Raw genomic sequence first — 18,905 nt, 5'->3', positions numbered from 1 at the left:
GAATGCCGGGAAAGACTGGCGTCAGCTCCCGGTCATTTCGATTCGTTCGCGCTGCGTCATTGCGGCGTTGAGGAGTCTTCGGAAGCGGGGATCGTCGCGGATGTTGTCGAGATCAGAATCATTGTCGAACCATTTGATATGGTAGACGGAGCTGTTCGGCAGCAGCTTCTCGAGAAGGTCGATCGCCTGGTCGGCGTCGCCGAGGACGGAATAGACACAGGCGAGATTATACTGGGCGACGATGTCGTCGGGATCGATGGCGATCGCGCGGGCCGCCCAGTCGCGGGCTCTCGTCACATCGCCCATATGGGCAAGCGCCAGCGCGCCACGATGGGCGGGGCCGGAATTTTCCGGATTGAGGTTCAGCGCGCGTTCGGCGCGCAGCAGGCCGAGGCGCGCCCAGTTTTCCGTGTCCAGCACACGGCCGAGCGAGCGGTAGGCGGACATCAGGTGGATCGGCGAAACATAGTCGTCAGGGCGGATCTCGGCGGCGCGGGTGAAGTATTGAACCGATTCGGCAAAGTTGCCGTGCATGAAGAAGAACCGGGCATAGTGGAAATTCGCCTCGAAGAGGTTGGGGTCGAGCGCCAAAGCCCGTTCGAAGGCCGCCGCCGCCCTGTCGTCATAGCCGCTCTGATGCAAGGCGAGACCATGGGAGGCGTGAGCCTCGGGAAGGTCGGGATCAAGTTCCAGGGCGCGGGCGCTCATCTCGAGAATGCGCCTCAGCGGCACGTCGTCTGGTGCCCAATCACGGATCGCCGCATCGCAATCGGCGATGCCGGCATAGGCGCGGGCATAGTCCGGGTCGAGCTCGACAGCCTTGCAGAACATCCGCCTTGCAAGCTGCAGATAGGATTTGGTCCAGGTGTGGGAGAGCTGGCGGCCTCTGAGGTAATAGGTATAGGCCTCGACATTGGCGGTCGGCTCATTGGCGATCGCTTTCTTCTCTTCCGGCAGCAGACGCACCTTCAACTGGCCGACGATCGCGTGAGTGATCTCGTCCTGAATGGCGAAGATGTCGGTCAGGTCGCGGTCGTAACGCTCGGCCCAGAGATGGTCGCCATTGGCGGTGTCGATCAGCTGACCGGAGATGCGCACGCGATTGCCGAAGATGCGCACGCTTCCCTCGAGCACGTAGCGCACGCCGAGTTCCTGGGCGAGCCGCTTCACTTTCACCGATATGCCCTTGTAGGTGAAGATGGTGTTGCGCGGCACGACGTGCAGGCTGGAGATCTTGGAGAGATCGGTGATGATGTCTTCGGTGATGCCGTCGGAGAAATAGTCCTGGTCGGCATCGCCGCTCATATTGGTGAAGGGCAGCACCGCAATGAAGCACGTGTTGCGGTTCTGCGCGACCAATTTCGCCGAGGAGGGCGGCGCCAAGCTGACAGTATAGACCTGAACGGGCTGCCTGATGTTCTTCAGCGTATGTTCGCCGATGAACTCGAAGCCAAGATTGAGGCGCGAGCCGACCTGATCGCGCACCGAGGCGGACACGGCGATGCCGCCGGGCGCTGCGATACGCTCGAGCCTGGCGGCGAGATTGACGCCATCGCCGAATATGTCGCCATTCTCGACGACGACGTCGCCGAGATTGATGCCGATGCGGAATTCGACGCGCTCGTCCTTGGGCACGCTCTCGTTGCGGGCCGCCATGCTGCGCTGGATCTCGGCGGCGCAGGCGACCGCATTCACCACGCTCTGGAATTCGGCAAGGATGCCGTCGCCGGTGAGTTTGACGATCCGGCCCTTGTAGTCGGCAATACGAATATCGACCAGTTCGCAGCGATGGCGGTTCAGCGCCTGCAACGTGCCGGATTCATCGATGCCCATCAGTCGGCTGTAGCCGACGACATCCGCAGCGAGAATAGCGCTCAGTCGTCGTTCCATGACCCCTCCCAGGATCTTCCCAGTTTAGTCTAGCTTTTTATAGAGTTTTTGTTGCGCGGAGTCGTCCCCCGAATAAGAAATTCGGGCGGTTTCGACGTTTTGACGCGGCAGCGCGACCATATAAGGTCGCCGATCTTCATCAATACTCTGAATGGGTGAAGGATGGTGCGCGGCGCTAATCCTTTGTGATGAAAAGGTAATTCTAATCGAAGAAATTCGGGTTTATTTCATCGGTCGATACTTCGGGGGCGGCACTATAAAAGTGGCCGTCGAGCGGTTTGGGGCTTGAAGCGGAGCCAGGGGTTGGGCCGGAAGACAATTGCGAGGGGTATCCGCCGTATGATTGTGATTCGCGGCTGCTTCGGTGGTTGCGATGAGGCCGGCGCCGGCTATTGTGGCGATGTTTCATGCGCGGCGGAGATTTTGGATGACAGGTTCGGCCCGGAATTTTCTGGAGTTTCACGATATTCCGGAGGCCGGGCTCCGATCGATTGTCGCTCGCGCCGGCGAACTCGCCAAAAGCTGGGATGAGCGCACCGTGCCGCAGAGCCTTGCGGGCAAACGTGTCGCGCTGATTGCCGACGATAGTGGCTGGCGTAATACCACTGCCTTTGATCTCGGCATTCAGGCAATGGGCGGTATTTGCGCGCATGTGCCGATCGGTTTCGATGTTAGGGAGGAGACCGGCGATCTCGCTGGTTATCTCGGCAACTGGTTCGATATGCTGGTGATCCGCACCAAGGCGCTTGCGACATTGAAGGCGACGGCGGCAGTCTCGCCGGTGCCTGTCATCAATGCGCGCACAGGCTCCAACCACCCTTGCGAGACGCTCGGTGACCTTGCCTATATTAGGAGCCGGCGCGGCTCGATCGACGGGTTGAAGGTCGTTGGCGTGGCGGCGGACGCAAATATCCTCCGCTCCTGGGCCGAAGCCTCGATTGCGCTGCCGATAGAGGTTGTGCAGGTCTTTCCCGAACGCTGGCACATCCGTGACGCTGCACTGCTCAACGGGCGTTTCCGTGTGAGCGCCGATATGGGCGAGCTATCGGACGCCGACGTCGTCATCACCGATTCATGGCCGGGCGATGCCGCCTCGGAGACGCTCGCCGGCTACCGGATCGGCGCCGACCTGCTCGATCGTTTGTCGGAGGATGCGATCTTCCTGCCGTGCCCGCCAGTCAGGCGTGGCCAGGAGGTGACGGCCGAAGCGATGGAACATCCGCGCTGCCAGAGCCGTGCCGCCAAAGCCTTTCTGCTGCATGCGCAGAATGCGCTGATGGAGTGGGTCGCCGCCTAGTCGGCGGCCTTGCTCCTCCCGGCGCGCTCAGGCATTGTTGCGGCATGAGGAGAGTTTTCATTTTGCTGCTGGCCTTCTGGCCGGGCGTCGCGCTCGCCGATCAGGCCTTCTATCCGGCGAAGTCGGGTCAGGCCGATGCGGCGGTGCTGACGGTTTACTCCTCGCTCGACGAGCCGCTGGCGCGGCCGATGATCCGCGGTTTCCAGGATGCCAATCCCGACGTTGCGGTCAAATACGAGGATATGCTGACCGGCGACATCTACGACCGGATCGTCAAGGAGACGGATGCCGGCGAGAAGACGGCGGATTTCGCTTTTTCCTCGGCGATGGATCTGCAGGTGAAGCTTTCCAACGACGGATATGCGCAGGTCAGCAACCTGCCGATGAGTGCAGCATGGCCGAAATGGGCGAACTGGCGCAACACCGCCTATGCGCTCACCTTCGAGCCGGCGGTGTTCGTCTATCACAAGCCGAGCTTTGTACATGAGCCGGTGCCGAGTTCGCGGGCGGAATTCGTCGACTATCTGAAACGCAAGGGCAACAAGGTCTATGGCCGGATCAGCACCTACGATATCGAACGCTCCGGGGTCGGCTTTCTGTTCATGGCGCGCGACCAGGAGCAATTCGGCGACATCTGGTCGGTGATCGGGGCGATGGGGGCTGCCGGCGTCAAGCTCTATTCGACGAGCTCGGCAATCCTCGAGCGCGTCGCCGACGGGCGCTTCGTGCTCGGCTACAACATTCTCGGCTCCTATGCGGCGGACTGGGCCTCGCGCTATCCCGATGTCGGCATCGTTCTGCCGAAGGATTACACGGTGGTGATGTCGCGGATCGGGCTGGTGCCGCAGGCGGCCGCCGAGCCGGAGCTCGGGCGGCGGTATCTCGCCTTCTTCATGTCGAAGGCGGGTCAGACGATCATGGCGCGGGAGCTGCAGATCCCGGCCGTCAGTCCTGAGGTGGCGGGGGAGAATACCGCCAATACGCTGCAGGAGCTGCTGGGCGCCCAGCTTCGGCCGGTGCCGGTCAGCCCCGGGCTGATGGTCTATCTCGACCAGGTGAAGCGGGCACGGCTCATCGCGCATTGGAATGAGGTCTTGCGCGCGCAGTGAAGGTGTTCCGCTTCCAGCTGCTTCGTCCTTTGAAGCTGGAAATCGGACTGCCGTCCGCCAATTACGGCAAAAAAGTGTCCGCTGCTGCTGGATATCTTGCCGATGTCAGCTAAATGACAGCTTGTTGTGGTGCCTTTGGCTACTTCTTCTCCGTGGAGGCGGAGAGCTGAAGCCTTGGGAGGTATTCCGCTCGTCATTCAGGACACTTGTGTCCGCTGATCAGCCATCCTCCCGATTCCCTGGAGAATAACGGGCGGTTTGCTCAGCCGCCGACGGAGGACACATCGTGAAGCATACGTTCATCGCAACCCTTTTTGCAGCTGTTATCGCGCTGCCGGCCTATGCGGCCGACTACACCATCATCGCGCCGGCCGCTCCCGGCGGCGGCTGGGACCAGACGGCTCGTTCGCTGCAGACCGCGCTGCAGCAGGAGAAGATCTCCGGCAACGTGCAGGTCCAGAACGTTCCGGGCGCCGGCGGCACCATCGGGCTTGCGCAGTTCAGCAGCCAGGCTGCAGGCAACCCGAATTCGCTGATCGTCGGCGGCTATGTGATGGTCGGCGCGATCCTCACCAACAAGTCGCCGGTGACGCTCAAGGACGTTACGCCGATTGCCCGGCTGACCGGCGAGTACGAAGCCGTCGTCGTTCCCGCCGCATCCGAGATCAAGACCATGGCCGATCTGGTTGCGGCGCTGAAGAAGGATCCGGGTTCGGTTTCCTGGGGCGGCGGTTCGGCCGGCGGTACCGATCACATCACCGTCGGCCTGATCGCTAAGGCGTCCGGCGTTGATCCGACCAAGATCAACTATGTCGCCTTCTCCGGCGGCGGTGAAGCACTCGCCGCCATTCTCGGCGGCCAGGTCACGGCCGGCGTCTCGAGCTACAGCGAGTTCCAATCGCAAGTGAAATCCGGCACGCTCCGCCTTCTCGCCGTTTCCAGCGACAAGCGTATCGACGGCGTCGATGCCCCGACGCTGAAGGAAGCCGGCACCGACGTCACCATCCAGAACTGGCGCATGGTTGCGGCTGCCCCCGGCCTGTCGGCTGAACAGGTCGCCGCCGTCACCGCCGATTTCGAGAAGCTGCATAGCTCGGCCACCTGGCAGGAAACCCTGAAGACCAAGGGCTGGGCCGACACCTATCTGTCCGGCGACGCCTTCAAGGCGCAGCTCGAAAAGGACGTCTCCGCCACCGAAGGCATTCTCAAAGAGATCGGACTTGTTCAATGAGCGAGGATAACACCTCCTCGGCAACCGAGCGCCGCCCTGATTGGGCGGCGTTCATCATTGCCGTTTTCCTCTTCGTCGTCGCCGGCGTGATGGCCTGGGATGCCTCGCATCTGAAAACGATCGCGCAATACGACCGCATTGGCCCGGCAACGGTGCCTGAAGTGGTGGCGTTCGGGCTCTTCTGTCTTGGGGTCTGGACCGTCGCCGAAGCCTGGCGCGGCGAGTTTCCGGAACGCGACCGGCAGGAAGTGGCGCCGGTCATCTGGATCGTCGCCGGTCTTGCCGCCCAGATGCTGCTTCTGCGCACCGCCGGCTTCTCGATTGCCACCGGTGTGCTGTTCGCACTGACGGCGCGCGGCTTCGGCAAGCGCAAGCTCTGGATCTCGCTGCCGTTCGGCATCGTTTTCAGCTTCGTCGTCTGGGCGATCTTCTCGCAGTTGCTGCAGCTGACGCTGCCGGCCGGCCCGCTCGAACATCTGTTCTTCTGACCGCGCGAGGCGCTGTCAGCTCTTTTGATTTTGCGCGGCGCCTGACCCCGAAACCGCAGGGTCGGGAATGCCGCTTGGGACACCAAGATGAGCACATTCGAATTCCTATGGCAGGGTATCCTGGTTGCGATGCAGCCGATGAACCTGGTTTATGCGCTGGTCGGCGTCACACTCGGCACCGCCGTCGGCGTGCTTCCCGGTATCGGCCCGGCCCTTACCGTGGCGCTGCTGTTGCCCGCCACCTACAAGCTCGATCCCGGCGGTTCGCTGATCATGTTCGCCGGCATCTACTACGGCGGCATGTATGGCGGCTCGACGACCTCGATCCTGCTCAACACGCCGGGTGAAAGCGCCTCGATCGTCACCGCGCTCGAGGGTAACAAGATGGCGCGCGCCGGCCGCGGCGGACCGGCGCTGGCGACGGCGGCGATCGGCTCCTTCGTCGCCGGCCTGCTCGCCACGCTCGGGCTTGCCTTCATCGCGCCCTATATCGTCAAGCTGGCGCTGGTCTTCGGACCACGCGAATATTTCGCGCTGATGGTGCTTGCCTTCGTCACCGTCTCCTCGGCCTTCGGCGATTCGGCATTGAGGGGTCTGACCTCTCTGTTCATCGGTTTTGCGCTTGCCATGGTCGGCATCGACCAGCAGACGGGCCAGGCACGGCTTTCCTTCGGCATCCCCGACCTGCTCGACGGAGTCGAGGTCACGACGCTGGCGGTGGCCATGTTTGCCATCGGCGAGACGCTCTACATCGCCGCGCAGGGCAACCGGATCGCGGAGAAGGTCGAGGCGGTCAAGGGTTCGCTGTGGATGAACGCGCAGGATTGGTCGCGCTCGTGGAAACCGTGGCTGCGCGGCACGCTGATCGGGTTCCCGATCGGCGCGATGCCGGCGGGCGGCGCCGAAATCGGCACCTTCCTCTCCTATGCCACTGAAAAGCGGCTGGCAAAGAACCCGGAAGAGTTCGGCCATGGCGCAATCGAAGGCGTGGCCGGTCCCGAGGCGGCCAACAACGCGTCGGCCGCCGGTACGCTGGTGCCGCTTCTGACGCTCGGCCTGCCGACGACGGCGACGGCGGCGATCATGCTTGCCGGCTTCCAGCAATACGGGCTGCAGCCCGGACCGCTGCTGTTTGCCACCAATCCGCAACTCGTCTGGGGCCTGATCGCCAGCCTGCTCATCGCCAATGCGATGCTCCTGGTGCTGAACCTGCCGATGATCGGGCTCTGGGTGCGGCTGCTGACCATTCCGAAACCGTGGCTCTACGCCGGCATCCTGCTGTTTGCAACGCTTGGGACGATCGGCGCCAATCCGTCGGTGTTCGAGCTCGGCATGCTGCTCGCCTTCGGCTTGCTCGGCTATGTGATGCGGCTCTTCGGCTATCCGATTGCGCCTGCCGTCGTCGGCCTGATCCTCGGGCCGCTGGCCGAACAGCAGCTGCGCCGTGCGCTGGCGATCAGCCAGGGCGACGTCACGACGCTGGTGATGTCGCCGATCGCGGCCGGTCTGCTCATCGTTGCGGCGGCCGCCTTCCTCATCCCGCTGATCCTGCGGCTGCGCGGCAGGGGCCAGGTGCTGTCGCAACTGGCGGCAAACGAAGACTAGCGCATCGGCCCGAAAATCGGAATCGATTTTCGGAAAACACGATGCGGGGATTGAAAGTGTTAGAGCGTCCTTTGTGGTCCGAAGAGACGCGGCGCTCTAAGAAGAAAAAGACGACCTTACCCCTCCCTCGAGGCCGGCCATGGAGACATGCGCCGGCCTCTCGTTTTTGCATGGCTGAGGTGATTTTCTGAGCATTGTGGAGGTATGGGCGCGATGCCATCTATAGGTAGTCAATCATAGAGCAAGAGGAAAAGGACAATGTCCGCCATCCGCAATTCAGTCCGTACAGGTTTCTTTGGCCGCGCCTTTGCGGTGCTGGGCGCCGCAAACGCCGTCAGCGCCGCCGTTGAAGCCGGCCGCCGCCCGCGTGCCAGCGACCTCAAGGAACTCGGCATCGACCCGGCCTCCTTCGGTCCGGCTTCCCGCTAAGGCCTTCAAGCCATGCATGAATGAATTAGCCCGCAACCGGATGGTCGCGGGCTTTGTTTTTAACCGCAAGGCTGTTGCGCACTGCGCTTCCTGCATCGTCAGGCGTGAAGCTCCTCCCGCTCGGCGCCGTGCTCCTCCACTCGTTCGCGCCTGTTGTGGCGGATGGACGACCAGAGCGACAGGCCGATCAGGGCCGCGCCGCCGAGCCCGGTGATAACCTCGGGGATGTGCATCAGGGTCTGCGCATACATGATCACCGACAGGATCAGGATGGCGTAGAAGGCGCCATGCTCGAGATAGCGGTATTCGGCAAGCGTTCCCTTCTCCACCAGCATGATCGTCATCGAGCGCACATACATGGCGCCGATGCCGAGGCCGATCGCGATGACGAATAGGTTCTGCGTCAGGGCAAAGGCGCCGATGACGCCGTCGAAGGAAAAGCTCGCATCCAGCACCTCCAGATAGATGAAAGCGCCAAGACCACCCTTGGCGGCAGCGCTCATCGTCTGCTGCGAAGCATCGAGCAACTCGCCAACGACCTCGACCGCGAGGAAGGTGAGCAGGCCGTAAATGGCGCAATGAACGAAGACGCTAGCCTCCTCGCCGCCGATCAACCAGGAGAAAACCAGCATCAGCGCCAGCACGAAAGCGATCTCGATACCTCGGATGGTAGCCGAGCGTGCCATCACCTTTTCCAGGCCGCGAAACCAATGGATCTTCTTTTCATGGTCGAAGAAATAGCTGAGGCCGACCATCATCAGGAAGGTACCACCGAAGGCTGCGATCGGCAGATGCGCGTCGTTCATGATGCGGGCATATTCCTCGGGTTCGCGGGCAGCCAGCACCAGCGCGTCCCAAGGGCCGATCCGCGCCGCGATCGCGACGATCGCCAGCGGAAAGACGATGCGCATGCCGAAGACGGCGATGATGATGCCCCAGGTGAGGAAGCGCTTCTGCCAGACGGGCGTCATCTCCTTCAGCTTGTTGGCATTGACGATGGCATTGTCGAAGGAGAGCGAGATCTCCAGCACGGCAAGCACCGTGCAGATGAAGAAGACTGTTGCCATGCCGCCGATCGTGCCGGTCGTCTGCCAGCCGAGCACGGCGCCGAGAACGAGGCCGAGGGCAGTGACGATTAAAGCCCAGCGGAAATAGCCGAGCGAGGATTGAGGGACTACGGGCTGATTCATGGCCGCACCTCGTGGCCGCAAATCGTGTTGAAGAGGGTGGATATATTGGAAAGACGCGGCACGCCACAACGGGCATGCGGGTCAGGCATGGTGAGTTTGTTCATCGATGAAAAATCCGCCGGCTAAGCTGCAGGCGGTACCGACATCACGAGAGCGCCGTAAAAACTCTCGCCAGAGGGGCCCGGCACCAAAGTTCCCCGTCAGCCGATGTCTGGAAGGCTGCGGGATAGGCTCTAGTTAATGAACTTCCCCGGCCAGTCAAGGCTCCGGGCACACCGGAGATCAGGCAATTTTTTTGGAACCATCCCGATGCCCGCCCGTTAGGCTCTGGTTGAGCTTAAAAAAGGAGGCCGATGATGCACACTTCGACCCATATTCCCGACAAACGCACGGAGGCATCCGACCGCATGAAGCGGGCGAAGCCGAACCGCATGCAGAAGGCGCAGGTGCTGCCGCCGCATCATGTCGACCTGACGCTGACGCCCGGTGTCTATCACGACATTCATGTGCCGGCCCATGTTACCGGTGCGGATCTTTCCAAGGGTGGCCCGGACATCAAGAGCAATGCAGAGACCAAGAAATAACCAGCATTCCCGCCTCTTTGGCGCGCTGACGGTCGATTTGAAACAGGGTGAAAAACATATGACGATCAACTTTGTGCCCCGCGAGATCTTCATCCGGCACGAAAAAGAATGGCAGGCCATACGCGAGGCGGCGGACGAGCGCATCCAGATCGGCAAACGGCAGAAGCCGCTTGCCTCGTCCATCGGCGACGCGACGCCGGTTGAGAAAAACGATCTTTCGGCCGCATGCTCCGAATAACCGACAGACAGTCACGCTGACACAAACGCCCGGCATGATGCCGGGCGTTTTTTCTATCGATGTTCATCCCGGTCGACCCGCTGTCCGGAATTATAGCCGAAGCGTTGTTCGAGTTTGCCGAAGGCGAAGAGCACGCAGATGGCGGCAATCGTCGTGAAGAAGGCGATCGGCCAATAGCCGAAGCCCATGGCGAGGCCGATCGCGCCGGAGAGCCACATGCCGGCGCCGGTAGTCAGCCCGTGCACCCGGCCTCTTGCAAAGACGATCATGCCGGCGGCAAGGAAGGCGACGCCGGCGGTCACCGCTTCGATGACGCGCAGCGGATCGATGCGCACCTGCTCATCATCGGCGAAACCCGGCATGTGCACGGCCTCGATCGAGATGATGGCGAAGAGGGCAGCGGCAAGACTGATCAGGATATGGGTGCGGAAGCCTGCCGGGCGGTCGCGGGCCTCGCGTTCGAAACCGATCAGTCCGCCGAAGAGGATGGCGCCGATCAGGCGGGCGAAGATGACAGGATAGTGGATGCGTGACGCCGGTATCATGTCGGCGATGATGAGATCCATGGATTTTCCCCAGAACATACGGAATTTTTCGCTGGCTAACGTATGAGCGCGGGATTTGTTCAGCTTTTTCCCCTCACGCGTTTCGGCCGCCACGCTGGCCTCTCCGATAGGCGCCGACGCTTGCATGCCATTCGAGGGAAAGATCGGCGGATCAAGCATCATCCTGCCGCCGCGCCAACCTTTCAGAAAGGATTGGGCGGCGATAATTGCGGCCTCACAGGAATCGGACAGATGGCCAAGACAGCGACACGCGGCCGCCGCAAGGCGCCGGCGAGAGGAAAGAGCAGAGCACGCAGCAGCGGTGGCGGATTGCTGCCCTGGGCGGTGATCGGCATTGCCGCGATCGGCGGCATCGTCGCCCACGACAATTGGAAGAGCATCCAGCCGATGCTTGCAAGGCAGGCAACGCCGGTCACGCGGGAAACGGCGGAGCTGAAACCTTCAGTCAGGAAGGACGTGCCGGCGAAGCAGGTGGCGCTGGCCACACCGACGCCGAAAGCTGCACCGCCGGTGCAACAGTCGCAACCGTTACCGCCAGCCGCGATCCCGACGCCGGCGATCCAGCCGATAAAGGCGGTGCCGTCGCCTGCCTACCCGGCCGTGTCGGAAACTGGGACGGTGGCCTTCGGCTATTGCGGGCAGGGCGCCCATATCAATTGCGTCGGCGATGGCGGTGTCTTCTGGTACAAGGGCGAGAAGATCGTGATAGCCGACATGGCAAGCCCTGTCGTCGACCAGGCGCGTTGCGACGGCGAACGCCGGGTGGCCTTTGCCGCCAAGTCGCGGCTGCTGGCGCTTCTGAACGCCGGACCGTTCACGATGAATGCCGCGGGCAAAGCCGAGCCTTCAGGGGCGCCGCGCGTCGTCTCGCGCGACGGGCGCTCTTTCGGCGCACAGCTGATCAATGAGGGGCTGGCACGCAAGCCGGGGGCTGCCGGCGCCGCCTGGTGCGCCTAGACCGGTTCAGCTTTTAACGGAAGCGCCGAACCGCGCGATCCTTTTGTTTTTCGCATTCCCGGCAAAAGCGCTTCGCGCTTTGCCTTGGAAAACCGCTTCGCACTTTTCCTGGAACTGCTCTGACGGGGACTATTTGCCCTTCTTCACCAGCTTGCCGCCGGTGCGGAAGCTGCCGGTAAAGGAGGAATCCTTGCTTTCGGCGGTGCATTCGATTGCGATCGGCTTGCCGGAATAGGGATTGCCGAAGGTGCAGAAGCCAGCGACCTTGACCTCCCCGGTCATCTTGTTGCCGACACCCGTGGTGACAAGGCTGAGCGGCAGGCGGGCATTGCCGTTGGATGCGGGTTTGATGCCGGCGCCGTCGCCCTGGAAGCCGAGCGCCTTGCCGTCAGAGGTGAAGATGAAGGTCACCAGGCCATTGGCCAGCGTGACGCTGGCAAGCTCGTTCTTGCAGCCTTTGGTGGCGTCGAATTTGGCGACAACAAGCTTGGCGCATTTGCCGGAAAGGGTAATGACGCCGGGTGCGCCCGGAAACGTCTCGGGAGCAGCTGGTGCTGCAGAGACCGGCAAGGTGAAGGCGGCGGAAAAAATGGCGGCGGCTGCCGGTGCGAAAAATCTCATTCTCTGTCTCAACCCCATCTGTCTGCGACGGCGAATCGGCCATGCGTTGGATAATCAGGCATTGGCACCGTTCTGTGACTTATTTTGGTCTTGTCCGGCGCTGCTCGGCGTCGAACGGGGCGTTAGGGATTTTTGAAATCATCCCAGAGGATCGCCACCCCAGCCGCGAATATCGTGGTCGGAATCAGCCAAAACGTGATGCTGATCGGTTCGACGACATGAAACTGCATGTAACCGAAACCGAAGAGGCCAATCCCAACCAGGGCGAGGCCGAGTATTATCGATATCGCTTTCCGTGTCCGCGTTCTTTGCGCCATACATCCCCCCAATTTCCCACGTGTGCGGGTGACCGCACAGCCGACTGAAATCCGCCCGGACATAATCCGAGTTAAAAAGCCCTTGCGCCCGTAAAGTGTCGGATTGGGAGCGCATGCCAGCGAAGAACGAAAAATCCCCGAAGCGGGGATTTGTCAACGATGTCAGGGGGATCGGATGGTGGGCGTGACAGGGATTGAACCTGTGACCCCTACGATGTCAATTTAGAGATTTAGTCCAAGCCATCTTATTCGAGAATGAAAAAAGACATTTAATTCAAGACATTGGGTAGAATTCAGTTTTCTAACGGCGTTGGTCAAATCGTCTCGTTGTATCCGGTTTGGGGATGGTTTGTATCAGACTTGTGATGTGATTTGGCACCAATTGGCACCATCAGAGCGTTCAGGCGGCAACCACGATTTTGCAACGTGTTGCAAGCCTGCGTTAAATCTCCCCACTAGTCGAGGTGTTTGCTACTCAGGTGGAGCGCAAAACAAGTATTAAGACGCCGTGTCAGGTGGGTCGTTAGGAAGGCCACCCCATCGCTGAAGCGCCAATTTTGCCAGATATTCTCCCCGCTCACCAATATCGGTCTCATCCCACTTAGTCTTTTTCGAGAACCACTTATTCATGAACAGGGTGGTGTGCGCGTCATATTTATTTCGCTTGTCCGCGAAGCTGCTGTTTCCCGAAGAGATGTTCAGCCCTCCAGTCATAAGTGTCAGATTTCCCACGGTATGCAAAAGCGTATTACGGGCGATGGCCCGATGGTCCCCGGAGTAGCGGGCTACAAACGGTTCTTCGGAGAAGGGCCAATTTTCATTCCACGAGACAGGCAGAACGTGCTCTGTCCACAGGCCGTCAGGACGCTCAATGTTTTCGCTGAACTTTGACCGACTAGCGAGTTCGAGTTCCCATAGAATGTCCTTTGTGCGCTCGCCGGGAGCGAGAACATATACAGGTTTTGAAAGGATCGCTTGATGAAACTCCTTGTTCGATGGAAACCGCGAACTTTCACCGGAACGGGTTAAAAAGAATGCGACAAGGTTGTCATAGGACGGACCCTTCTCGTGGAAGTGTTGAGCGATCGCGTTGAATAGTTTGTTCAAATTTTTGCCGGTAAGACCACTTACTGCACGTCGGACCAGGTACGAGTAGAGTAAGGTCGCAACGCTATTCTGTTCATCCTGCGTCAGCCCCGATGCCGCAATTTGAAGAGCGATTGGGTAGACGGTTGTAACCTGCCAAGCGGCGAGCTTTCGGCCAAACCAATGCATCGTGGCGTTCTCATCGTTTTCCCCTTCGAGCGCTCGATAGATTGGAGCATATTTTTGAAGCAAATTAAGTTCATCTCTTACGTTAGGGAAACGAGGCTTCCCTTTCGGAACTGCAAAGTCACGGTACTCGGCATACAGTTCTCGCATTGCGATGCTCGCACCGGTCTCCGCAGCCAGGACATGGGCTAGGAAATGATCAATACGGGGCCTTTTTGGTCGAGCGAATGGCGCGTCATTTTTCCACCACGGCGCATCAAACGATGCCCATAACTCGTTATATAGTTGCTCCGTTCCAAGAGACTGTCGTTCCGCTCGCTGAAAAATGTTGTTTCGAACAAGGTCCATCGCAAGAAGCGGCTCGCCCTTCGAGTTGAGCGTCTCGAAAATCACCTGCGCATCATCCCCTTCGTCAAGGGTGATAACAACGAGCTTCATCTGCTCAAGGGCAGCTCGAAGTAAAGCCTCTATACGGCCTTCCATAATTTCACGCGCGGCGGCTTCATCGGAAAGGTCGTCGCCGCTAGCATCTTCAGTTTCTGGCTCCCAATCACTCGGGCCATTCGCGACGAAGTCGAGCATCCACTGTCTGAATAGGTAATAGGCTCGAAGAGCGGGGAAGGCAGTGTTCTTGGGGACCTTGTCCCCGTAGAAGTATTTTGAGAGCCCCCATCGAACCTCTGTATATTGGCCTTCGATAATGCGGTGGAAGATATCGCGGTCGGATGGCGTGGGAGTTAGTTTGAATTTCGTCAAAGGGTCCGTATCCTTTGAACGAGGCTGATTATATAGATAGCCCTCGATATGCTGCACGAGATGTCCCGCGTCATGATGCCGTGCAACTTCTCGAAGTGCGGCGAGAAACAACTGAAAAGTCGTGAGACGTTGCTGGCCATCCACGACCTGTACGCGCGGCGTGATACCAATTTGAGTAGCTTCGCTGAGGGGAGCCAAAATTAGTGCCCCCATGTAGTGCTGGAATTTGTTAGATCCCTCCAGAACCTCAGCCGCCTTGGCCTCCACATCCTGCCAAAATGGCACCAAACGATTATCTCCCCATTGGTATTTCCGCTGATAGAGAGGGACTAGAAAGCGCCGTCCTTCTTTAAGGATGGTCTCTATGGAATAATCATCTGCCTGCATGTGTTCCTCCCCGAATAGAGCCTCGTCGTGCCCGCATTTTTTGAGCAAGGCAAGGTGGAATTCACGCATATCCACACGCCCTTGGAAGTTGTCTACAGGCCGCTCCGGCACCACGGGCGCCGACCCGCTGCAACTTTCCCAGCGTTAAACGAGGCTTATCTCAAATGTTGTATTGGTAAACGCTCTCGCGGCTCGGAAATACGGCTCGAAACGGTAATCTGATGATGCAACACTGATGTAAGGCAGTGCAACGACCTCAGGCTATTTCAGATCAATGCCGAGCGAGTGATAAGCCACCACAGGCTTTTCAAATTCAGCGAACGTACTGCCAGCCTCGACAAGGATACCCCAATCAGGGTTACGGATCAAAAATACTGCGGCAGCTTCGATGGTACGGAATTTCTTCACGTCACTTACTTCGGCATCTTCAGGAGAATAGCATCGATAGCCTGATTTATCGACCTTGAGCGCTTCTCTGACTTCTCCGTGGTGGCAATAGATTTTCATTTCGTGGCGACCTTTTCGCTTGCATTACATATCGACTATTTGCCTTTCATGGCTGCCTTTGACAACCGTAAAATCGGCAGACATTCAATGGTTTACTTGAGGTGTGCCGCAACTGAACCGCCGCAGCGCTGGTTCATTATGATCGTTTGACTATTCAAAATAAACCGCCATTGTGTAGACCATGTAAAGTGAACCAATGGGCCAAACTATGCTTGTACGTGCTTACCTTCGCGCCTCCACAAATGAGCAAGATGCCAGCCGTGCCCGTGTGCAGCTTGAAGCCTTCGCCGAAGAACGAGGTCTGATAGTAGCGGGGACTTACGTGGAGAACGAAAGCGGCGCGAAGCTGGCCCGACCGGAATTGTTCCGCCTGCTCGCCGATGCTCGGCCCGGTGATATTCTTTTGATCGAGCAGGTTGATCGGCTTTCACGTCTGACTGCTGGTAAGCATACGGTGAAGGCCGCTGGTCACGCCGCTTGAGCGTCGATGGTCGGCGGTGTCCAGTTCCATGGAAGCAGTTGCTCCAACCTGGTGATCGGAGTGTCGGCTATGCGGGCGAGGATGTCGGCAAGCCACGCCTGCGGATCAATGTCGTTGAGCTTTGCCGTCATGATCAGCGTAGCCATGAAGGCGGCACGGTCAGCGCCACGATCCGATCCGGCGAATAGCCATGATTTCCTGCCAAGTGCGAAGCCTCTGAGCGCGCGCTCGGCGGCATTGTTGGTCAGGCAAATCCTGCCGTCGTCCAGGAATGACGTGAAGCCATCCCAACGCTTGAGCATGTAGTCGATCGCCTCTGCGACCGGAGAACTGCGCGACAGTTTTGCACGCTCGGTTTGAAGCCAAGCCTGGAGATCGTCGACGAGCGGCAGGCTGTCTCTGCGGCGTCGGTCCAGGCGTTGACCGGCGGCAAGCCCGTTTATATCCCGCTCGATATCGAACAGGGCGTCGATCCGTTTGACGGCTTCCAGCGCCATGGGCGAGATCGGCGCAGCGTTCTTTCCACGCTTGGCATTCGCCGCGATGTCGGCGAGCACGAAGAACTTACGTCTCGAATGTGACCAGCAAAACGCCTGCCTTAGCGGATTTGGATCGCGATCAACCTTGAACAGCGGATTATAGCCGCCATAGGCATCCGCCTGCAGAATGCCGGTGAAGGTCTTCAGATGGCGTTCCGGATGCTCCTGTCGCCGGTCCCGCGATGCATAATACAGCGCGGCCGGCGGTGAGAGCCCGCCGAATGGTCGGTCATCCCGGACATAGGTCCATATGCGACCGGTATCGGTCTTTCCCCTCGCCAAGATCGGCACTGTCGTGTCGTCGCCATGAAGCCGCCCGGCGGCCAGAACGTGCGCTTCGATCAGTGAATGGATAGGCTTCAAAGCCGCGGCGCATGCTCCGACCTGGTCGGCCAATGTCGATAAGCTGAGGTCGATGCCCTCGCGGGCATAGCGTTCGCTTTGGCGATTGAGCGGCTGGTGCTGGGCGAACTTCTCAAACAGGATCATCGCCAGCAGGTTCGGCCCGGCAAAACCGCGGGGCGTCACATGGAAGGGTGCTGGTGTCTGGGTGATCTTCTCACACTCGCGGCAGGTAAACTTCTCCCGCACCGTCTGGATAACCTTCCACTGGCGCGGGACGACCTCCAGGGTCTCGGTGATATCCTCACCGAGTTTCGACAGTTTGGTCGACCCGCAGCAGGCGCAATTCGTGGGAGCAGCGATGACGATGCGCTCGCGCGGCAGGTGTTCTGGAAAGGGTTTGCGTGAAGGACGCTTGCGCTCAAAGGCTTTGACGGCTGAAGCTTTGGCTGCGATCTCCGCGACCAGTTCATCTTCACCGGCATTTGCTTCTAGCTCCTCGAGCTGCAGCTCCATCTGCTCAAGGAGCCGCGCCTTACGCTCGGACCGGCTGCCGTAGAGTTCGCGGCGAACCTTGTCGATCTCCAGCTTCAGCCGCGCGATCAGCGCCTCGGAATGTGATACGAGTGCCTTTGCACTGGCGGCTTCTGCCTTGGCAGTTGCTGCTTCAGCCTCGGCTGCAACACGCCGAGCACGTTCCTTGGCCAGCAGTGCAAGCGCACTGGTAAGGTCGTCCGGAAGCTCTTCGGTCGCATTGCTCATGACAGGATGGAATCATATTCGACCCTGTCATTCCAGTGTTTTTGCTTATCCGGCCGACGTCGGCCGCCAGGTCTTTTGCGGCATCCGCCAGTCGATGCCTTCCAGTAAATAACCGAGCTGCGCGGGCGTGATCACCACCGTGCCATCGGCTGCCGAGGGCCAGATGAAGCGTCCCCGTTCTAACTTCTTTGTAAACAGACAGGCTCCCTGGCCGTCATGCCAGATCACCTTGATCAGACCGCCACCGCGGCCGCGGAATACGAACAGGTGCCCACACATCGGGTCACGCTTCAGCGCCTCCTGCACCATCAACGATAGACCCGGAAAGCCCTTTCGCATGTCCGTATGGCCTGTCGCCAGCCAGACCTTTACACCAGTAGGGACCGGGATCATCGACGACCCAGCACGCAATCGAGAATGCGCCCAAGCGCTTCCGTGTCGATATCGCTATCCACGCGTACGCGTCTGCCCCGACCCAGCTCAATCGTTACATCGCTGCGTTTGCGACGAGGATGGGATGTGGTGGGCGGTTCCGTTTGAACGGGAGAGACTGCCGGCGCGGTCTCGGACACGATCACCGGCACCAACGTGGTTGCCGTCTCGGTCTTCAGCTCCTCGATCCGGCACAGCTCCTTGCGCCAACGGAACAACTGGCTGACATGGATACCGGCCGCGCGAGCAATCTCAGAGATAACCGCGTCCGGCTCAAAGCAGGCAGCGACGAGGCGCTCTTTGTCCTCGCGTGACCAGCGCCGACGGCGCTCTACGGACGTGATCACCTCAATTGGATGCTTCGTCATATGACTACTCCTAGCGTTACCACTAGGACTGCCAGTCAGTAGCCCGTCATCGCAAGACGGCTTTCACCGTGGGCTTACGACTGCTGGTGACTGGCAGAAATTGAGAAGCGAACTTGATGCCCGGCAGATACGGGTCGTAGCCCTTGATTTGCCAACATCTTGGATGCTCGCTTCGTCCACCGATGATTTCACCGCTAGGATGTTTAGCGCGGTCAATTCGATGATGCTGGATGTGCTCGCCGCCGTTGCCCGGAAGGACTACGAGGACCGCCGCCGCCGACAGGCACAAGGTCAGGCCAAAGCAAAAGCTGAAGGACGTTACCGCGGTCGTGCCGAAGATGTGAAGCGAAATGCGGGGATTGCATCAATGCTGAAGGCAGGAATGTCATGGTCTCAAATCCAGCACGCTACCGGAGCGTCCCGTGCAACTGTTGCAAAAATTGCGAAACGCGCTGTCATTCTAACGCCCGCGTGACGGCTACGCCTGCACTTAACACCATGAAAGCGTTGCACAGCCGTGCCGGGCCGCGCACGTCT

At 59.7% G+C, this 18,905-nt stretch carries 19 protein-coding genes and 2 pseudogenes; 11 read left to right on the top strand and 10 right to left on the bottom strand.

Translation table 11 applies throughout. The features are described 5' to 3' along the window. Positions 1–21 precede the first annotated feature (21 nt). Complete coding sequence (locus NE851_RS29825; protein ID WP_127430739.1) at positions 22–1,890, bottom strand: adenylate/guanylate cyclase domain-containing protein; 1,869 nt, start codon at positions 1,888–1,890, stop codon at positions 22–24. Between the two features lie 427 nt (positions 1,891–2,317). Here NE851_RS29825 and NE851_RS29820 point away from each other — a divergent pair, with 427 nt between their 5' ends. The 6 genes from NE851_RS29820 (at position 2,318) to NE851_RS29795 (ending at position 8,049) form a co-directional block, all read left to right on the top strand. Further along, a complete protein-coding gene (locus tag NE851_RS29820; protein WP_254959548.1) occupies positions 2,318–3,187 on the top strand; it encodes an ornithine carbamoyltransferase in 870 nt (289 codons plus the stop codon). 62 nt (positions 3,188–3,249) lie between these two features. Beyond that, positions 3,250–4,296: an ABC transporter substrate-binding protein gene (locus NE851_RS29815; RefSeq protein WP_127430740.1), complete on the top strand. Its 1,047-nt coding sequence runs from the start codon at positions 3,250–3,252 to the stop codon at positions 4,294–4,296. A gap of 286 nt (positions 4,297–4,582) precedes the next feature. After that, positions 4,583–5,527: a Bug family tripartite tricarboxylate transporter substrate binding protein gene (locus NE851_RS29810; protein WP_127430741.1), complete on the top strand. Its 945-nt coding sequence runs from the start codon at positions 4,583–4,585 to the stop codon at positions 5,525–5,527. Then, on the top strand, positions 5,524–6,015 hold the full coding sequence (locus NE851_RS29805) for a tripartite tricarboxylate transporter TctB family protein (RefSeq protein ID WP_025570435.1): 492 nt from the start codon (positions 5,524–5,526) through the stop codon (positions 6,013–6,015). Before NE851_RS29810 ends, NE851_RS29805 begins: the two co-directional genes overlap by 4 nt. 87 nt (positions 6,016–6,102) lie before the next feature. Further along, on the top strand, positions 6,103–7,620 hold the full coding sequence (locus NE851_RS29800) for a tripartite tricarboxylate transporter permease (RefSeq protein WP_025570437.1): 1,518 nt from the start codon (positions 6,103–6,105) through the stop codon (positions 7,618–7,620). A gap of 258 nt (positions 7,621–7,878) precedes the next feature. After that, entirely contained in the window at positions 7,879–8,049 is a 171-nt protein-coding gene (locus NE851_RS29795) for a hypothetical protein (protein ID WP_088930351.1), read from the top strand. Positions 8,050–8,147: 98 nt separating this feature from the next. Here the strand turns inward: NE851_RS29795 and NE851_RS29790 are convergent, their stop codons facing one another. Next, on the bottom strand, positions 8,148–9,239 hold the full coding sequence (locus tag NE851_RS29790) for a DUF475 domain-containing protein (protein WP_254959547.1): 1,092 nt from the start codon (positions 9,237–9,239) through the stop codon (positions 8,148–8,150). 353 nt (positions 9,240–9,592) lie between these two features. Between NE851_RS29790 and NE851_RS29785 the strand changes: the two genes are divergently transcribed. Then, on the top strand, positions 9,593–9,823 hold the full coding sequence (locus tag NE851_RS29785) for a hypothetical protein (protein WP_025570441.1): 231 nt from the start codon (positions 9,593–9,595) through the stop codon (positions 9,821–9,823). Between the two features lie 58 nt (positions 9,824–9,881). Beyond that, the gene (locus NE851_RS29780; protein WP_029868306.1) at positions 9,882–10,061 is read left to right on the top strand and encodes a hypothetical protein; all 180 of its coding nucleotides are present in this window, start codon (positions 9,882–9,884) and stop codon (positions 10,059–10,061) included. Positions 10,062–10,114: 53 nt separating this feature from the next. On the opposite strand, the gene NE851_RS29775 is transcribed toward NE851_RS29780, so the two are convergent. Beyond that, the gene (locus NE851_RS29775) at positions 10,115–10,627 is read right to left on the bottom strand and encodes an MgtC/SapB family protein (RefSeq protein WP_025570447.1); all 513 of its coding nucleotides are present in this window, start codon (positions 10,625–10,627) and stop codon (positions 10,115–10,117) included. 231 nt (positions 10,628–10,858) lie between these two features. Between NE851_RS29775 and NE851_RS29770 the strand changes: the two genes are divergently transcribed. Continuing rightward, complete coding sequence (locus tag NE851_RS29770; protein WP_127430743.1) at positions 10,859–11,584, top strand: hypothetical protein; 726 nt, start codon at positions 10,859–10,861, stop codon at positions 11,582–11,584. Positions 11,585–11,713: 129 nt separating this feature from the next. Here NE851_RS29770 and NE851_RS29765 read toward each other — a convergent pair whose 3' ends face one another. The 4 genes from NE851_RS29765 to NE851_RS29755 form a co-directional block, all read right to left on the bottom strand. Continuing rightward, positions 11,714–12,205 carry a hypothetical protein gene (locus NE851_RS29765; RefSeq protein ID WP_244604806.1) on the bottom strand — a complete coding sequence of 164 codons (492 nt, stop codon included), beginning with the start codon at positions 12,203–12,205 and terminating at the stop codon, positions 11,714–11,716. A gap of 122 nt (positions 12,206–12,327) precedes the next feature. After that, the gene (locus tag NE851_RS35395) at positions 12,328–12,522 is read right to left on the bottom strand and encodes a hypothetical protein (protein ID WP_127430745.1); all 195 of its coding nucleotides are present in this window, start codon (positions 12,520–12,522) and stop codon (positions 12,328–12,330) included. Positions 12,523–13,020: 498 nt separating this feature from the next. Further along, positions 13,021–14,937 carry a DUF262 domain-containing protein gene (locus NE851_RS29760; RefSeq protein WP_254959546.1) on the bottom strand — a complete coding sequence of 639 codons (1,917 nt, stop codon included), beginning with the start codon at positions 14,935–14,937 and terminating at the stop codon, positions 13,021–13,023. Between the two features lie 261 nt (positions 14,938–15,198). Then, on the bottom strand, positions 15,199–15,444 hold the full coding sequence (locus tag NE851_RS29755; protein ID WP_130800454.1) for a hypothetical protein: 246 nt from the start codon (positions 15,442–15,444) through the stop codon (positions 15,199–15,201). A gap of 208 nt (positions 15,445–15,652) precedes the next feature. Between NE851_RS29755 and NE851_RS29750 the strand changes: the two are divergent. Further along, positions 15,653–15,886 (top strand): annotated as a pseudogene (locus tag NE851_RS29750) (recombinase family protein); the annotation flags it as partial. 26 nt (positions 15,887–15,912) lie between these two features. Here NE851_RS29750 and tnpC read toward each other — a convergent pair. The 3 genes from tnpC to tnpA are packed head-to-tail and all read right to left on the bottom strand — an operon-like array spanning position 15,913 to position 18,368. Then, complete coding sequence (tnpC, locus tag NE851_RS29745) at positions 15,913–17,568, bottom strand: IS66 family transposase (RefSeq protein ID WP_018241645.1); 1,656 nt, start codon at positions 17,566–17,568, stop codon at positions 15,913–15,915. A gap of 45 nt (positions 17,569–17,613) precedes the next feature. Continuing rightward, complete coding sequence (gene tnpB, locus NE851_RS29740; RefSeq protein WP_085744740.1) at positions 17,614–17,907, bottom strand: IS66 family insertion sequence element accessory protein TnpB; 294 nt, start codon at positions 17,905–17,907, stop codon at positions 17,614–17,616. A 50-nt stretch (positions 17,908–17,957) separates the two neighbouring features. Further along, a complete protein-coding gene (gene tnpA / locus NE851_RS29735; protein ID WP_018241647.1) occupies positions 17,958–18,368 on the bottom strand; it encodes an IS66-like element accessory protein TnpA in 411 nt (136 codons plus the stop codon). A gap of 79 nt (positions 18,369–18,447) precedes the next feature. On the opposite strand from tnpA, the pseudogene NE851_RS29730 reads away from it, so the two are divergent. Then, positions 18,448–18,843 (top strand): annotated as a pseudogene (locus NE851_RS29730) (recombinase family protein); the annotation flags it as partial. Between the last annotated feature and the right edge of the window lie 62 nt (positions 18,844–18,905).

The sequence above is a fragment of the Rhizobium anhuiense bv. trifolii genome, assembly GCF_024346605.1.
In the GTDB taxonomy this organism is placed as follows: Bacteria; Pseudomonadota; Alphaproteobacteria; order Rhizobiales; family Rhizobiaceae; genus Rhizobium; species Rhizobium anhuiense.
This window is presented reverse-complemented; position numbering and strand designations above follow the sequence as displayed.